At 64.4% G+C, this 16,620-nt stretch carries 13 protein-coding genes; 6 read left to right on the top strand and 7 right to left on the bottom strand.

All coding sequences use genetic code 11. The features are described from left to right. Positions 1 to 52: 52 nt before the first annotated feature. Positions 53 to 967: an EamA family transporter RarD gene (rarD, locus tag N4264_RS11015; protein WP_261697083.1), complete on the top strand. Its 915-nt coding sequence runs from the start codon at positions 53 to 55 to the stop codon at positions 965 to 967. A 7-nt stretch (positions 968 to 974) separates the two neighbouring features. Here the strand turns inward: rarD and N4264_RS11010 are convergent, their stop codons facing one another. After that, positions 975 to 2,456, bottom strand: a complete 1,482-nt coding sequence (locus N4264_RS11010) for an MBL fold metallo-hydrolase (protein ID WP_261697082.1) — start codon at positions 2,454 to 2,456, stop codon at positions 975 to 977. A gap of 125 nt (positions 2,457 to 2,581) precedes the next feature. On the opposite strand from N4264_RS11010, the gene N4264_RS11005 reads away from it, so the two are divergent. Together N4264_RS11005 and N4264_RS11000 are read left to right on the top strand one after the other, a co-directional pair. Then, positions 2,582 to 3,532 (top strand): LysR family transcriptional regulator, encoded by a 951-nt coding sequence (locus tag N4264_RS11005; RefSeq protein ID WP_261697081.1) that lies wholly within the window; start codon positions 2,582 to 2,584, stop codon positions 3,530 to 3,532. 234 nt (positions 3,533 to 3,766) lie between these two features. Beyond that, positions 3,767 to 4,264, top strand: a complete 498-nt coding sequence (locus tag N4264_RS11000; protein ID WP_261697080.1) for a hypothetical protein — start codon at positions 3,767 to 3,769, stop codon at positions 4,262 to 4,264. Positions 4,265 to 4,273: 9 nt separating this feature from the next. Here the strand turns inward: N4264_RS11000 and N4264_RS10995 are convergent, their stop codons facing one another. The 5 genes from N4264_RS10995 to N4264_RS10975 all read right to left on the bottom strand — a co-directional run bounded on the left by N4264_RS10995 (position 4,274) and on the right by N4264_RS10975 (position 10,854). Beyond that, complete coding sequence (locus tag N4264_RS10995; RefSeq protein ID WP_261697079.1) at positions 4,274 to 6,172, bottom strand: hypothetical protein; 1,899 nt, start codon at positions 6,170 to 6,172, stop codon at positions 4,274 to 4,276. A 235-nt stretch (positions 6,173 to 6,407) separates the two neighbouring features. Next, positions 6,408 to 7,292, bottom strand: coding sequence for a hypothetical protein (locus tag N4264_RS10990; RefSeq protein ID WP_261697078.1), 885 nt, complete (start codon positions 7,290 to 7,292; stop codon positions 6,408 to 6,410). Positions 7,293 to 7,419: 127 nt separating this feature from the next. Then, on the bottom strand, positions 7,420 to 8,541 hold the full coding sequence (locus N4264_RS10985) for a hypothetical protein (RefSeq protein WP_261697077.1): 1,122 nt from the start codon (positions 8,539 to 8,541) through the stop codon (positions 7,420 to 7,422). A gap of 651 nt (positions 8,542 to 9,192) precedes the next feature. Beyond that, positions 9,193 to 10,104, bottom strand: coding sequence for a response regulator (locus N4264_RS10980; RefSeq protein WP_261697076.1), 912 nt, complete (start codon positions 10,102 to 10,104; stop codon positions 9,193 to 9,195). 198 nt (positions 10,105 to 10,302) lie between these two features. Next, entirely contained in the window at positions 10,303 to 10,854 is a 552-nt protein-coding gene (locus N4264_RS10975) for a hypothetical protein (protein ID WP_261697075.1), read from the bottom strand. A 498-nt stretch (positions 10,855 to 11,352) separates the two neighbouring features. Here N4264_RS10975 and N4264_RS10970 point away from each other — a divergent pair, with 498 nt between their 5' ends. The 3 genes from N4264_RS10970 (at position 11,353) to N4264_RS10960 (ending at position 15,307) form a co-directional block, all read left to right on the top strand. After that, complete coding sequence (locus N4264_RS10970) at positions 11,353 to 13,593, top strand: ATP-binding protein (RefSeq protein WP_261697074.1); 2,241 nt, start codon at positions 11,353 to 11,355, stop codon at positions 13,591 to 13,593. Beyond that, positions 13,577 to 14,767, top strand: coding sequence for a sensor histidine kinase (locus tag N4264_RS10965; RefSeq protein ID WP_261697073.1), 1,191 nt, complete (start codon positions 13,577 to 13,579; stop codon positions 14,765 to 14,767). The genes N4264_RS10970 and N4264_RS10965 overlap by 17 nt, the downstream gene beginning before the upstream one ends. Before the next feature lie 162 nt (positions 14,768 to 14,929). Next, entirely contained in the window at positions 14,930 to 15,307 is a 378-nt protein-coding gene (locus N4264_RS10960; protein ID WP_261697072.1) for a hypothetical protein, read from the top strand. Here the strand turns inward: N4264_RS10960 and N4264_RS10955 are convergent. Further along, positions 15,300 to 16,412 carry a glycerophosphodiester phosphodiesterase gene (locus N4264_RS10955; protein WP_261697071.1) on the bottom strand — a complete coding sequence of 371 codons (1,113 nt, stop codon included), beginning with the start codon at positions 16,410 to 16,412 and terminating at the stop codon, positions 15,300 to 15,302. The genes N4264_RS10960 and N4264_RS10955 overlap by 8 nt on opposite strands. Positions 16,413 to 16,620: the final 208 nt, after the last annotated feature.

Raw genomic sequence — 16,620 nt, 5'->3', positions numbered from 1 at the left:
GATGGCTGGCGTATGGATAAGGTATCCGGCCGAACCGAGTGTCGTGATGGTCATGTCCGAGCAACGCCGCGGTCTGCTGCTGGCCGCCAGCGCCTACCTGATCTGGGGCCTCATTCCGATCTACTTCAAGGCCGTCGCGACGGTGCCGGCGCAGGAAATTCTTGCGCATCGCATCGTCTGGTCGACGCCAGTCGCGCTGCTCCTCATCCTGCTGCTCCGCCAGCCCTGGCAGTTCGGCCAGATCATCCGCACACCGCGCCTTTTGGGGTTATTGCTGGCTTCGGCGCTGCTGGTGAGCACGAACTGGTTCATCTATACCTGGGCCATCACGCACGATCGCGTGCTGGACACCAGCCTGGGGTATTTCATCAACCCGCTCTTCACGATCGCACTGGGTGTGTTGGTGCTGCGCGAACGCCTGTCGCGCGTGCAGCTGGCGGCCCTGGTGCTGGCTGCCGTCGGCGTGATCTGGTTGATCGTCGCCCGCGGCGAGCTGCCGTGGATTGCACTGGGGCTGGCCCTGAGCTTCGGCCTGTATGGCCTGATCCGGAAACACACCTGCGTCAATGCGCTGAACGGGTTTCTGGTGGAAACAGTGGCCCTGGTGCCACTGGCACTGATCTACCTGGTGTGGCTCGAATGGACCGGAGCCGGGCTGTTCGTGCACGCCGGCACATCCCTGTCTTTGCTGCTGGTCCTGGGTGGCGTTCTCACCGCGGTGCCACTAAGCCTTTTTGCTGCAGGCGTGCAGCGCATTCCGCTGACGAGCCTGGGCTTTCTCCAGTACGCCTCACCGAGCCTGGTATTCCTGCTGGCGGTGTTCGTGTATCACGAGCCGTTTGATCGCGACCGGCTGATGAGCTTCGTGTTCATCTGGAGCGGGCTGGCCATCGTCACCGGGCACAGCTTGTGGCAGCGCCGCCGTGCACCGACCTCGCCACTGGCATCCAGCGACGACGCGCATTGACGCATGCCTATTGCTTGAGATCATCGAATTCCGTGTAGATCACGCGGCGGACCGATTCGGTGCCCACACGATCGCCAGCGGCAAGAGCGCCGCCGTTGCCATGCGCCCATTCTTCACCACCGGGGGCGCCGGACAGCATGACGATCTGGTCCATGTCCGGTGCGCCCTCGATCCGGTGCGCCAGATAGGACTCGTCGTTCGATCCGAAGGGGATCCACCGCCCTGCTGGCGCTTGTCCCGCCTCGAATCGCCGGAAGTGGATGAGTCGCTTGACGGTCACGGTCACGTTCTGCAACAGGCGTGCGCCGCCGCGTTCGAAATGCCCGCGGAAGAGGTCAGCTGCAAACGTCTTGCCCTCCGCGATGCCTTCGGTCAGCACCCACGCACCGGTGGGCGCGATCGAATAGAACGTGTCCGGATGCTTCGCGGCGTCCTGGCGCCAGGCCGCCAGAACGTCCGGCGGGAGTTCGGCCTCAAGGATCAGCTGGTAGTCGTGCGGACTGTGGAACATGGGCATATGGGACAGGTATACCTCGCGCTGCCCGAACAGCACCATGCCGTGGGTCGAGGGGTGATCGGCCGACGGCGGCGAGACCCGTGTCAGGGTGAAATCGTCGTGCACCTCGTCCGCGACGAAGTCGCCCAGGCGTGCGGTGGCCTGTGCCAGTTCGCGCACGTGGGACGCCTGCAATGCCAGCACATGCTCATCAGGCTGGTACGCCGTTTCCAGCGGATACAGCTGGCGCGCTGTCGACCGCGCTTCGATGTGTGCGCCGAGCACATGCTGTACGTCGTGACGCCCGACGAAGGCGGCCAGGCTGGCGGCGCTGGCGCGATAGGCCTGCCAGTCGCGCACAGTCAGCAGGCCCGGATACAGGGAGTCGCCGCTCAGGAGCGACCGGGTTGCTGCGTCGTAGATGGCAATGTGCGACGGCTCGTGCCCCGGCAACGGCACGATGATGAGGGGGCGTTGCCCCAGGTCCACCATCGCTTCGCCCTGCGGCCATCGTGGCAGGCCGAAGAACGCCGCAACCTCCTCGCGTTTCGTACCGACCACCTGCGTATCCGCCCGATCGTGGAACTGGGCGTCGCCAAAGACGTGATCCTTGTGGGCGTGCGTATGGGCGACGATCAACGGAAATGGACCACGGCTCCGCGTGGCCGACCATTCGGCCAGCAACCGGTCGATGGTTTCGCGCAAGGGCAACGGCGGCCCCGCCTGGGGCTCGGCCCCGGTATCGAGCAGCAACGCCCGCTTCTCGCCAGCCAGCAGGTACAGGAACGGGGCTTCGAAATGGCTGCGCCTGGACTGGCGCAGGATCCAGGTCCCGGGCGCCGCCTCGTGGACCTGCAGCACGGGCTCACCGACCATCCCGTGGACCCACTGCGCCGGAAATTGCAATGACGCGGCCCCGACGACCGGTGCTGCCGCCACCAGGAAAAGCGCGAGGATTCCGCGGTATTTCAGGCGAAACCAGGGTTGCATCATGGGATTCCACGCCAAGACATGGGCGCCAGTGTGGGCACCCGGCTGGGGCGCGGGAAGCAACTGTTTTTCACCAATCGTTTCCACCGGGGAACTAGACTTGCCAGATTCGACCCGCGGAGCATTTCATGGACCTGGCCGACCTGCGTGTCTTCCTCGTGGTTGCACGGCACGGCAATCTCCACCGCGCCGCCACGGAACTGCACCAGACCCCCTCGGCGCTCTCCAAGGCCATCCGACGACTGGAAAGTGCCCTGAGCATCGTCGCCTTCGACCGCATCGGCAAATCGCTGCGCCTCAATCCGGCAGGCGAGCGTCTGCTCGCACGCGGTATGCAACTGGTTCAACTGGCGGAAGATACTCGCTGTGAGTTTCTCGGCGCCCAGAACCGGATCCATGCCCGGATTGCCGCACCGCCAGTATTGCAGTGGCGCTTCGGCCCGCAGATCGCCCAACGGCTGACACAGCGATATCCGTCCAGTGCCCTCACCTTCGTACCGCATTTCGAGAACGAGGCGCTCGCCGCATTCCACCGCGGCGAGGTCGACGTCGCGCTGGTGACGCAACAGGCGTTGAATGAAGCCGGTGCCGGATCGCAACGGGACCGTGCCACCGTGCCACTGGGCATCCTCGCCATGCAGCTGGCCGCTTCCCGGCAGCATCCACTCGCGCGGCGCAGCCAGGGCACCACGACGGTCAGCCTTGCCGCAAAAACGATTTACACGGAAATGACAGCGGTACTGGGTCATGACTTCGCCTGTCCCAGCCGATCCATCTTCTGCGGCGCCGAACAGGGCGCCGCGGCCGACGGGTGGAACCAGCAACGCCATCCGCGGCGGATCCGCTACTGGGTGGACGACCTCCAGGTATTGCTCACACTCGTCCGCGATGGGTTGGCATTGGCCTACCTGCCGGACTTTGCACTCGTCGGGCAGGATCTTCTGCAGGTGGTCATCCGTGACGGCGCCGCCAACTGCGTGGAGAACATTTCGCTCGTGTGGCGTCCCAGCAAGGCCCATGGCTGGCAACATCATCTGGCCGATGCGTTCGGAGCGTCCGAGCCGAAGCCTGTTCGCTAGCGCGACCGTGTCGAGCTTGTCCACGAGCCGACGGATTTCCGTAAGCACGCCTTCATCAGTAAGCCCCTCCGCAGGGCATTCCGGCCACGGACTTCATCAGCACGAACATCGCCGGGGAATGCCCGGACACACTGAAGTGCAAGGGCGTACGCCTCTGCGGCGAGCCCGAGCCGATGGTGCCGCCCCGGCGCCAAAGCTGCGGACACCGGCGCCTCGTGCTATACCGTACAACGGATGGATACCAACGGTGCCGACGCCCCGCCCCGGAGCGAATTCCGCAATGACAAGGCGGTATTCGTGTGGGGTTTCGTCGCGACCTGGCTGGCATTTCTGCTCTGCTTCACCTATCTCTTCGTGCGCGAACGGGGGATTCCGCAAGTAGGCGCATGGGGCTTGCCAATTCTCCTGCTGTTCTGGATCGCCGGAATCGGCATCGCCGTCTGGGCCTGCGCATTCGCCCGCATCTGCGTTCGCGTATCCGCTTCCGGAGTCGTCGTTCGCGAACGGTTTCCCTCGCGGACACGTGAGCTGCGCTGCCACGCCGCCGACCTTTCACCGCCGCGCATCGCCGCCGGACGCGACAGCGAAGGCGACCCATACTTCCAATGTGTACTCACACTGCCCGATGGCCGCGAGATCGTCATGGCCGAAGGGCCGGATCATTCCGCCGTGGAACGGGTTCGCACCGCCTACCTCGCCGCCATCGCCGGCCTTAGGCCGCGCGATCGCTGACGCCACGGCCTATTCCACGGTGTTTTCGACGAACACGTTCAACCGTTGCAGCACGCGGTCACGGCCGAGCGGAAGACTGCCTCCGCCCACGCGCCGCAGCTCCGCCTCGACGGCCGTGCGCGCAGCGCTGCGTTCGGCCGGAGAGAACAGGGGATGTACCGTCGCACCGGTCCCGGTCAGTACGCGCTCCAGCTCCAGGGGACCACCCCGGACGTAGGGCTCAAGAATGTTGTCGCTCAATGCCGCCAACGAGGCGCTCAGCGAATCCTTCGTAGCGTTGTAGGACCATTGCTCTGCTGGCGTATTGCAACCGGTGCTGTTGCAATCCAGCGGCGCGTGAATGTAGCGCGCGGCGATCTCGGCAGGCGTCTTCAGCACGACGGAGATCGGCAAGGGATTGCCACTGTCGCGCAGGCGCTCGCGATAGGGATCATCGCCGTGCACCATCGCCAGGTTGATGGAGGGAAATATCGGCCGCGTGTGGGTGAAACTGTCATCCCTTTCGATCATCACCGGTATGTTCGCCGCCCGGAGCACGGCCCGATACAGCCCGGACGTGCCATGGCAGCCCAGGGTCCAGTGCAACTGGCCGTCGATGGAATAAAGCATGCGGTCCGTCGGTGCCGCCCCTGCATAGGCGTACATTTCCGTCCGCGGTGTCGAGCCAAAGGCGTGGTAGAGATGCACGGCCATCCAGCGCGTCAGCGCCTCGACGGTTCCGCGGTGCGTGCTCTTGAGCAGGCCCAGACCCGTCAGGAACTGCCAGCTCGACTCGGGTGACCAGTCCGCCACCGTGCCGTAGAAGGAATACATCGGCGGCCGCAGCAACGAGGGCTGGACGATGTGGTTGCTGTCCAGCAGGAGGGAGCGATCGGACGCGGACATGGCGGTCAGTCGCCACGGAACCAGGCCGCGCGCTTCCACCCACAGGCTTTGCGCCACATGCGCGACGTAGATGCGCCAGGCATCGGTATCCGCAATCAGGCGTGTGTCGGCAGTGGGCAACCCCGGAGGAACGCGCAATCCCGCCGGGTCGCCATTCTCCAGGCGGTTTACGGCCGTGCGCAGATCCAGCCGCTGGCTCGCCGTCCAGCGGTTGTACGGTACGGCCGTGCCGGAGTGGTTGTGCCATACGATGGCGGCACTGATCGCCGGTAACGCTGCGATCCGCTCCACCTCCTCGACCACGGGCGAAATCGGCAGCCAGGCCTCTGCCGTGTTGTTGACCGAGTCCAGATCCTGCAGGAACGCACCAGGATTCAGCCTTGCATGAACACGGTGTACTGCCGGCAGGCCGATCGCTGGTGACGGCATCACCCACCGCGTTCCACCCGGCAGGATGTTACCGGCGTCGAACGCGATGGTGCGTGTGGCGCCATCGTCGACGCGGATCGTCAGCGTCGCCGGATGCGCCGCTGGCGTCCGCGCGTTTCCCTGGTTGCGAATCGGAATCCACAGTTCTCCCCCGCTACTGCGAAGCATGGGCCCGATCGCCAGATCAAAACCGGTGAGTGGCGCGGGCAGCAGGGAATGCGTATGGGAATTGTGGACCTCCATCGCTTCAACGATGTCGTCGTGCGGATCAACGACGATGCCCACGCGACGGTAGGGACCAAACAGCCGGATATTGGTGGACACCGTCGTCACGCCGCCCGGATACCGGAACGCGTCATCGGCCAGATCGCCCAGGCGATAGGACATCACGGCGCGCCCGTCAATGAAGATCGTCAGACCGCCCTTCCCGGGCCAGACAAGCGTGTCCCCGTCATTGGTCAGCGAAACCTGGAGCCGGTTGTCGGCATCCAGCCAGGCATCGGCGACATCGACATCCGGCAGCGCCGCTGCCGGCATGACACCACACATCAGGCACACGATCGTGGAAATGAATCGGACGAGCGAAGACGACATGACGGCACCTCGTTGCGTACGGGCCCGGTTGCACCGCCATTGTGGTGGCAAGCCCGTCCCGGAATTCCACAATGCGCCGCCGCTGGCCACCCTGGCGGCAGCAATCACGCGACGAGAGGCGTGGAACACGCCTGGACCTGCCTCACGCGTACGCACAATGCCGGTACCCGGAAACGCCGAAGGCAGCCGGATGGCTGCCTTCAGGGTGAAGACCGTCGCCTGCTGCGAGGTGGCGTTACGGGCGCCCGCCGGCCAGGTTCTGCAGTGCGCTGTTGCCCAGGGCATTGCGCCCCACGGCGACGTTGTTGTCCAGGCGGACTTCCCCGCCCATGTAGGTGAACAGGCCTGCGAGTGCCAGTGTCGAGGTCGGCGGAATCGACCCGTCGATGACCTGGCCCGCCGACAGCGTCACGATGTAGCGCGCACGGACGGTCTCACCCGGCGCAACGGACACGCGGTCGTGCACGTTGGTCGAGACAACAGGCGCTGCACCGCAGGAGGTGACACCCGGCGCCACCTTGCAGAAACGCGGATTGCTGAACACCGAGCTGTCGTAGCCATTGCTGACCACATACGGCACGGGCTCGCTGGCCGACATGGCGGGAATCGTCACATCAAGATAATAGGTGTAGAGAAAGCCATTGCTGGCATCGGGCAGCGCAGCAACGGTGATGGCCGCGGTGGCGTCCGGCGTTTCATCGAAGGGCGCCAGGAACAGGTTGGCCGTCCGCTTGCGTGTCCCGTCGCTACGAAGTACGTAGCACACCAGTTCCTCGTCCGTGAGGAGGCGCAAGGTCGGCACATATTCCAGGACACGCAGCCCGCTGAGCGGCATCTGCCGGCCCTGGGCATCGGTACGCCCGAACAGGAAATTTCCGATGCGCGTTCCAAGCCCCGGCTGCTGGAAATCCACGCTCTGGGCGCCGGACGAGATGTTCTCGTCGACTTTCGCACAGATGACAGGCGTATCGGTCGTGAACGACGCGACCCCGTCGGAGTAGGTCCATGCCACGGCGTTGGTGTGGTCCTCGTCGGAAATCACGAGGGGAACGGTCACCGCGGTGGACGCGGTGGTGAAGAGCAGTGCGGCCAACGCCGCAGCAGTGCTGGCAGGTTTCATGTCTGTCAAATTCCGTAGTTCGTCGCGTGAGAAGGTTGAGCGGCCGTCCTTCGCGGCGCCGTGCGGCTCTGCGCATCACCGGCGGCGAGAAGGGCCGGGCAAGCCCGGCCCCGGCGTTGCTGGGTGCTTACTCGGCCGGACGGCTCGCGTCGCGAAGCGTGCGGATGCTGAACTTGCAGGAACCGTTGCAGTTGGGCGTTCCCGGTGTGTTGACGTTGGCGAACACGAAATTCATGTAGTACGTCTTGCCGGGAACCAGCGGACACGTCGAGGTGAACGCGGTATTCACGGAAAGCTGCATCGTGTCGCCCTGCGGCTGCAGATTGGCGCGGCAGGTCGGCGCCATCTGCGGGTCATTGAACACACCCGGGCACGGCGAGATGGCCAGTCCGATCGGCGTCGCACCGGCGCCGACGGCCGGGCGCCAGCGGGTTTCGAATGTCGTCAGCGAGTACTTGAAGGTCGGACGCGTATCGGCGGGAACCGTGAACTCCATGGCGAAATATTCGCCCGGCGACAATCCGAGGTTTACCTGCGAACCGATATTCGGGCCGGGGAACGGGTTTGCGGTGCTCGTGGCCGGCGAGTAGCCGAAGACATTGTCGTAGAACTTGGCATCACCCCAGCGCTCGCCAAAGTTCGAGTGCAGGACGGTTGTGCCGCCGACGCGGGTGGCCACCTGCGGCGCCGGGCAATCGGCAATCACCCGCACCGTGGCCAGCGACGATGAGACCGGCTGCTGGCCCGCCTTGTAGCACTTCACGCCGAAACGATGCTCACCGGCTCCGCTGGCGGTAATCGAGCGCGTGACACTCGCGCAGGCCGCGCCGGTACACAGCTGCGTGGAGCTGCTGACCGGCCCCCAGTTCGCGACCGTCGAGTTTTCTGGAATGACCGAACCTTCGGGCGAGCAATAGTCCGGGTTGCCCGTGGTGCGGAACTGCACGATGAACGGCACGTTCGCGTTCGCCGTCGCGGGGGCCGTGACGGGGGACACCGTGACGGCGCCGCCCGAGTCGTCACCGGGGCATCCATCGCCACTGAACGGTGCCGCTTCCGTGCTCTCGATCAGCAAGTCGCCCGCATCCGGCCCTTCGGTGATCAGTTTCACCGCCGGCGTTGACGTCGAGGTGAAGGTGCATCGCTTGCCGCCGTGAACCAGGTGTACCTGGGTGTCCGCCGCAGCGGTTCCGGAAAGCGAGAGGGCCAGGCCCAATCCTACGAGCAAGTTGCGCAATGCATTCGTCATTGTTGATTCCTTTTCTTCTGACGTGCCTGATCCTGCGGAGGCTGATCCGCCAGGCCTACGTACGATCCACGGTTGTTGAGCAAAGCCAGCCACCACCCGGGGTGGTGTCTTTGCGATTCATCCATCGGTGCTACATCGGTTTGTTCCGATGGCGCGCGCATTGGAAGCGACCTGCCCCGACCTACCCGCACGGCAGAGGACATTGCCCCCGTCTTCCCCTTTCGGAAAACAGCGTCGGAGTCGATCACGTCGCCGGACGCGGTACCTAACGGGATCAGGAGTACGTCTCCCTACCCCCGGCGGCACCGGTGACGCTCGTCGACTCCATAGCACCGTCGCAACTGCCAGAACGGCAGGCTTCTCCTTGCGTAGCTGGACCGCCCCCGGACCATGGCTGCGCAGGTGTTTGCGACGGGCGGCGACTATAGGCACATTTGCCGAGAAAGTTGTAAGACTTTCGTTTGGTCGTTGTTATTGCTCAGCAAAATGCGGACACGCCGCACACCGCGCGTCATCGTCGACGCAAGCGCGATATGGACCGTTTTCCACGCGAGCGCGTCGGAATCAGTCCAGGAGTGTTGCGAATCTGCTCACGGAAGCGCCCGCATTCCACCGTTCCGCCAGATGCTGCGCTCCCGTATGCAGGAAAGGTTACACGCGGGCTCGCTCGTGAATCTGCGTGATCAGCGATCCCCGCGATTCGTGCGCGCCACTGACGCCAGGCGCTGCCGGTTGCATCAGCTCACGTCGACGCTGCGCCTGTCGAGCCAGCTGGGCGTGGCGCAGCAGTGCCGCATCGACTGACGCCGTCAGCGCCGTCGGGCGAAGCGGCTTGGCCAGATAGCGGAAGACCTGCGCCTGGTTGATCAGAGCGATCAGGTGGCGTGCTCCCTGTGGCGAAGCCTGCACCAGTGTCACGATATCCGGCCGCTGCGCGCGCAGCCGGATCAGGAAGTCGCCGAACGCCGACGCGTGGGCATCCATGTCGACAATGACGACACCGACAGGATGACGGTCCATCACGCGCGCCGCCGCCTCGACACTGCCAGCACGATGGAGCGTATAGCGCGAGCCGACCGTGCAGGCATACAGGTCATGGTCGCTGTCGGCGACGCCGACCAGCAGCACGTCCACCGGCAATTCCGAGGGCCCTGCAGAAACGCCCGCCGTGTCGCCGGGTGGATTCGCCGCTACTGCCAACTCCACCGCCTGCGCAATGGCGGACAGCAGTTCCTTGCTGTCCCAGGGTTTTCGCACGAACCGGTAGACGTCACCGACGCTGATCGAACGCACCGCGTGCGCAAGATCGGTGAAGTCCGACAGCAGCAAGCGGGTCGTCTGCGGCGACTGCGCGCGCACTTCGCGCAGTAGATCGGCACCCGAATACGCTGGCATGCGCAGATCAGCCAGGACCACGTGCACGGGTTGTGTCTGGACGCACCGCAACACTTCGAAGGGATCGGTCGTCGCGACGACGTCGTAGATCCCTTCCAGCACTGCCGCAATCGCTGCAACGATGCGCATCTCGTCATCGATGACGATCACCTTAGCCTTGCCCGTCATTCCAATCCCCCCAGCGCGCGGTTGGGCCCGCAGCTTTTCATTCGAGAAACCGGGGAATTGAATGCCATCACAAATTGCAAACTCGCGGACCAGTGCCGGAATCCCCAGGTATTTCAATGCGCTGATCGATCCCGGCACTTTCCCCGCCCCGGGCACGACCCGCGACTCCGGGTCGTTCCCCGGGTATCCCGTGCCGAATTACTGGTATTCCAGGGTCAGCACCAGGTTGCTGACCTGGGAGGGGTTGGCCATGTCGACCCCACTCCCTGCGGCGCCCAGCACTTCAATGGTGTGGATACCCTCGCCGATCTCGTCAAAGAAGTTGTAGGCAGTCACCTTTGTCGGGTCGATGAATTGCTCGTCGTTGAGCGGCGCTGCACTGAGTGAATCAATCGACGCGAAGACCACAGGCGTCGCCACCCCGGCAACACCCGGCAGATGCCCCTTCATCGGAACACCGTCGACGCGCACCTGGAAAACGACGTAGTTGTCAGTGATCCGCGCAAGACCGGACAAGTGCGCCACCAGGCAACCGCGGTTGGCACTGATCGTGTATCGGAGCAGCGGCTGCAGGTTTGGCGTATCGAACTGGTAGCGGGTAGTGATGGGAAAGGTCACCGGATCGGTCACGGCGGACACCATGCGCGATCCGCTGGTGCAGCTGAGCGGTTTTGCGGTGACGCCGGAGACGGCGACGAACAGCGACAGGGGAATGAGTGCGAGGACGGCACGACGAAGTACGTTTTTCACGGCATGGTCTCTGGTCTTGGTGAAGGTGGCGTAGCACATCCTCTCGGCCGGCGCGGGCCGATGCCAGCTACGTGGTGTCATGCGCCATCGAAGGAGTAGCGTCGATCCGGACGCTCCCACGCAGGAACGATATCTGCCCCGCGTCGCTTCTTGCACTTGGCAAGTTCGCATCGATTGAAACGATGACGAATGCGATTGCGAACATTCCGGATTGCTATCGGCGTAGCGAAGTCCCACGCCGTTCCGGCGATTCCGTTGTCCATTGCCGGCATCCGACGGAACGCGCCCGCGCAGTCGCCGCGGGTGCGGAGCCCCCCGCGCGCACCGGCACTGGTCAAGCCATTCCCCGGTGCCGGCGATCCACCAGACCGCACGCGCGCCGGCTTACGGTGTAGCGGCCCCGGCCGGGGGCCTCGCCCGGCCCAGCGGCGAATGTCCACTGCAAAAGCGTAAGATGGCCCCGGTGCCCAGGTGGGGGGTGTCAGCAGACGTCCGGCCATGACGAATCCGTCCGGCAAACCTGCACTGCTGCGTAGGCTGGCGGAGCATCCCCTGCTGCTGCTGGGCATCCTCTTTGCCGCAGGCCTGGCCGGAATCACCTGGCACCTGCGCCGGATGACCTACGACCTGGTGCGCAGCAACGCCACCGTGAGCTGTGGTCAGTACGCCACAATGCTGACCGCCTTTCGCGGCCTGTACACCTCCGAGGTCGTCGACCGCCTGCGCGGGAGTCGCGTACCGGTGACCCATGACTACATCCAGCGGGATGGCGAAATCCCGCTGCCGGCCACCCTGACCATCCTGCTGGGCGAACGGATGAGCAGCGATCCGGCGGATATCCGGGTAAAGCTGTACAGCCCACACCCGTTCCCCTGGCGTGCCCAGACCGGCGGCATGCCCGACGCGTTTGCCCGCGACGCCTGGGAACGCCTGCAGCGCAATCCGACAGAACCGGTGGTGCGCGTCGAAGCCATCAACGGCGAACCGCATGTGCGCTACGCCGTTGCCGATCGCATGCTCAGCGCCTGCGTGACCTGCCACAACACCCACCCCCTCAGTCCAAAGCGTGACTGGCGCGAAGGCGACGTGCGCGGCGTACTGGAAGTTTCCAAGCCGCTGGCACTGGGTTTTTCGAAGGCCGAAGAGGTGTTCACCAAGATCTTCTGGCTCACCGCGGGTCTGCTGATGCTGGGTGTCGCCATGATCGGCGTTTTCATCCAGCGACTGCAACGCGAGTACGCTCGCGAGCAGCATCTGAGTGCCGAACTGCGTGACAGCAACCAGAAGCTCGGTCACGAGGTAAAAGTACGGCACAGGGCCGAGTCGTCGCTGTTGACCGCCAAGCAGGCCGCTGACCGGGCGAACGAGGCGAAATCGATCTTCCTCGCCAACATGTCGCACGAGATCCGCACGCCCATGAACGTGATCCTGGGCCATGCCCAGTTGCTGGCACGCAATGCGGACCTGGGATCGGAGTCGGCCGAGTCGCTGGCACTGATCCAGCGGTCGGGGCACCACCTGATCGGCCTGATCAGCGACATCATCGACATCACCCGCATCGAAGCCGGCGTGATGCAACTCAAGCTGTCGGACTTCGACCTCCAGGAAACGGTGGAAAGCGTCACTGGCATGCTGAGCCTGCGCGCGCAGCAGAAGCAGCTGCAGTTCGAGTCGCGCTGGGACGTCGATCCGCCCCCCGGATGCGTGCGGGGAGACCAGGGCAAGCTCAGCCAGATACTGATCAACCTGCTGGGCAATGCGATCAAGTTCACCGACGAAGGCGGCGTCGCGCTCCATGTGAAGCGGGTCGGTGAGCACCGCTACCGTTTCGTCGTCATCGATAGCGGCCCGGGCATCCCCGAGGACCAGCTGGAGTTCGTGATGGAGCCCTTCGCGCAGACGGAAGTCGGCGCGCGCGCCGGTGGTGCGGGCCTGGGCCTGGCCATTGCGCGACGGCACCTGGAGCTGATGGGCAGCCGGCTGGATGTCAGCTCGCAGGCTACCGGGACCCAATTCGCCTTCGAACTCGACCTGCCCGCCAGCGACGCACTGCCGCCGGCGGAGTCGCCACTGGACAAGGTGCATCATCTCGCTGCGGGTTTCGATGTCCACGCGCTGGTCGTTGATGACGATGCGGAAAGTCGCGACCTGCTCGCCCGCCTGTTGCGGGCCATCGGCTGCAGCGTCGACTGTGTCGGCACCGCTGACGAAGCCGTCGTGGCCGCCCGGCACCGTATTCCTGATATCGTTTTCACCGACATCCGCATGCCGGGTTTTGGCGGTGCCGACCTGCACCGCCAGTTGCGCGACCTCTGGCCGGAACAGCGCACCGCCTATGTCGCCATGTCGGCGTCCAGCCTCGGCCAGACACGTTCCGCCGTGCGCGCCGCCGGGTTTGACGAATACATCGCCAAACCGTTCCTGTTCGAACGTATCTTTGCCGCGCTGCGCGACCTGCTGCACGTGGAATTCGTGATGAACCAGCCGGCCGTCACGCCGTCTCCCGAGGCGCCCACATACGATGCGCAGCCGCAGATCTCCGCGGCTCTGGCCGATGAATTGCGCGAGCATGCCGAGATGGGCAACGTCGCCGCGCTCGAAGCCCAGCTTCAGGCAATGACCCAGGGCGGTGGCGGACGAGCCGCCGCTGCGGCCGTATTGCGTCCCTTGCTGCAGAACTACGACATGGACGGATTCATTGCCCGGCTCCAGGAACTCTCCGATGTACACGCCGATTGAGAATGCCAGCTCGGCAGCGACGATCCTGCTGGTGGACGACCAGCCAGGAAACATCAACCTGCTGCGACGCTACCTTAAGCGTAGCGATTTTAACCTGGCCGTCGCGACCAACGGTGCGACCGCATTGCGCATCTCGCACAAACTGCGACCCGACCTGATCCTGCTGGACGTCATGATGCCCGACATCGACGGCTACGAAACCTGCCGCCGTCTGAAGGCCGATCCCACCAGTCGCGACGTGCCCGTTGTCTTTGTTACAGCGCGGACCCAGCCGGAAGACATCGAACGCGGATTCGCCGTCGGAGCCGCCGACTACATCTGCAAGCCCGTGCAGCAGCAGGAGCTGCTGGTTCGCGTCAGCAACCAGCTGATGCTCAAGCGAACCCGCGAGCTGCAGCTGGCCCGGTTGCAGGAAAACGAAAAGCTCGCCCAGCTGGGACACCTTGTCGGCGCCCTGGCTCACGAGCTGGCAACACCGCTGGGCAATGCCCAACTGGTACTCAGCTCTCTTACCGACCGGATGCGCGCCGTCAGCAAGGCGATGTCCCAGCGCACCGTCGACACGGCGGAACTGACCCAGTTGATCGATACGGCCCTGCGCTCGCTGGAGATGGCCTGCAATGGTCTGAGCTTCGCCGCGACCACCGTGCAGAGTTTCAAGGCGGTCGCTGTCGACCAGTGCGCCGACGTGCGCTACAGCATCCGCTTCGGCTCCTACCTCGACAAGGTACTCATCAGTCTGCGGCCGCGTCTGAAGCATTCGAGCATCAAGGTGCAGGTCAATGGCCCTTCGGATCTGGAGTTCGTCACCTATCCCGGGGCGTTTGCCCAGATATTCACCAACCTGATCGAAAACTCCCTCGTCCACGGCTACGACGAGAACGTGGCGGGAACCATTACGATCGACTACGCCACGTCGGACGGCCAGCTCAAGATCGACTACCGGGACGACGGCGCCGGCATCGCGACGCAGCACCTGCCACACATTTTTGAGAATTACTTCACGACCAAACCAGGCTGCGGCGGCAGCGGCCTGGGCATGAACATCGTCAAGACTCTCGTGTGCGACAAGCTTGGCGGTGAGATCCAATGCGAAAGCACGCCGGGCAAGGGTGTGCATTTCGCCATCCAGGTACCGCTTTCGCCTGCCGAGGCAGTCACGGGAATCACCTGACACGACTGCCGCACAGCCTGCGACGAACGACCACAGGCCCGCGCCCCGGGCGTGACGCTTCGCGCAACATCACCGGGCCGTGCCAGTGAAATAATTCCCCCAGCTCGTCAAGCTGCGTCGTTTCCACCATCCCCCTTCCACCATCCTGCGTGCCGAGAATCCATGAACACCGCACTGATGACGGCCGGTCTCCTGATGATCGGCATCGGCGCCATTCACTCCAGCCTGGGGGAATGGCTGATATTCCGCCATGTCCGCGCCCGCGGCGTCGCCGCGCATCTGCCCGCGCCGCCTCTCGCGGAGCGCCATGTACGGATACTCTGGGCAACGTGGCACATCGTCACCGTCATGGGGTGGATGATAGCGGCCGTGCTGATCCGCGTTTCGCGGTCGGACGCGGACCTGCGATCGTTCCTGCTGGACGCGATCTTCGTTGCGACCGCGGCAAGCGCCGTCCTCGTTCTTCTCGGGACACGAGGCCGTCATCCGGGGTGGATCGGACTGGGCCTCGTCGCCGCGATCACGCTCGCATTTACCTGACGCCCACAGATCCCTGGCGCCGCATGGCCTCCCGGGCGGTGTCCGGGTTGTCACTGAACACGCCGTCCACGCCGAGCCGGTAGAACAGCGCGTATTCGTCGATCGCCTTGCCGTAAAACGCCGGCATATCGGCACCATTAGGCCCCGCGACGCGCAGGCTCAACGGCAGGAAGGTGTTCTCATTGCGGAACGTCCAGGCATGGACGATCAGCCCCAGGGCGTGGGCGCGCGGTACCAGCGTCGTCGGGGGCAGAAGGTTGCCCGCGGAATCCCGCGGTACCACGAGGTTCTTGTTCACGCCGATTCCGTCCGCATACGTGGCCACCTCCGCCAGCCCCGCCGGAGTCACCAGATCAGCGTAGGTGCGCGGGTCACCATTGAGCTCGAAGTCGTAGGGACGACCACTGTCGTGGACCAGCTGCACCAGGCGCAGCCGCGTGTGGTGACGCAGCTGGCGCAGGTTGCCGACTTCGAAGGACTGGATAAACACCGCCGAAGAACGTTGCCTGTAACCGTGCGCATGCAGCATGGAAACCAGCGGTTCCTCCAGCGACAAGCCCATCGCATCGAAATAGCTCGGGTGCTTGGTTTCCGGATACAGTCCGATCCGTCGCCGCAGCTGCCGCTCCTTGCGCTGCACCAGGCGGATCACTTCCTCCAGCGTCGGCACCTCATAGCGGTCGTCGTATACCGTGTTGCGTTGACGAATCGCGGGGATGCGTTCACGTGCGCGAAGCGTCTTGATTTCCGCCAGTGAGAAGTCCTCGGTGAACCAGCCGGTAACCGGCGTTCCATCAATGGTTCTGGTGGTGCGTCGCGCGGCGAACTCCGGATGTGCGGCGACATCCGTTGTCGCCGAGATCTCGTTCTCGTGCCGCGCAATGAGCACGCCGTCGCGCGTACTGACCAGGTCCGGCTCGATGAAATCCGCACCCAGGTCGATCGCCATCTCGTAGCTGGCCAGTGTGTGCTCGGGCCGATAGCCACTGGCACCACGATGGCCGATCACGATCGGCGCCGGAGCCTGTGCCATGTCAGCCAATGCGTCGTGCGTGCCCATCCCGGCACCCAGCGCCCACACGGCGACCAGTACAATCCGTGTCATTCCACGCATATTTTCCTCCTCGCGCAACCCCTGCGCGGGGGACTGTAGGGTGGCGCGATGACGCTATCGTGTCGCATCCGGGCACCGGAATGTGATGTCGGTCATGCTACGCCGTCCTTACCGGCGCAGCCACTGCGATGCGACGCATCCTCCCGGTCAACCATTGCAGATACCGGACGTTCCTTGGCATGACTCATTCGCCAAGGGA

The sequence above is a fragment of the Tahibacter amnicola genome (genome assembly GCF_025398735.1).
Taxonomy (GTDB): domain Bacteria; phylum Pseudomonadota; class Gammaproteobacteria; order Xanthomonadales; family Rhodanobacteraceae; genus Tahibacter; species Tahibacter amnicola.
The sequence above is the reverse complement of the archived record's forward strand: the minus strand, read 5'-3'. Positions and strand labels throughout refer to the sequence as shown.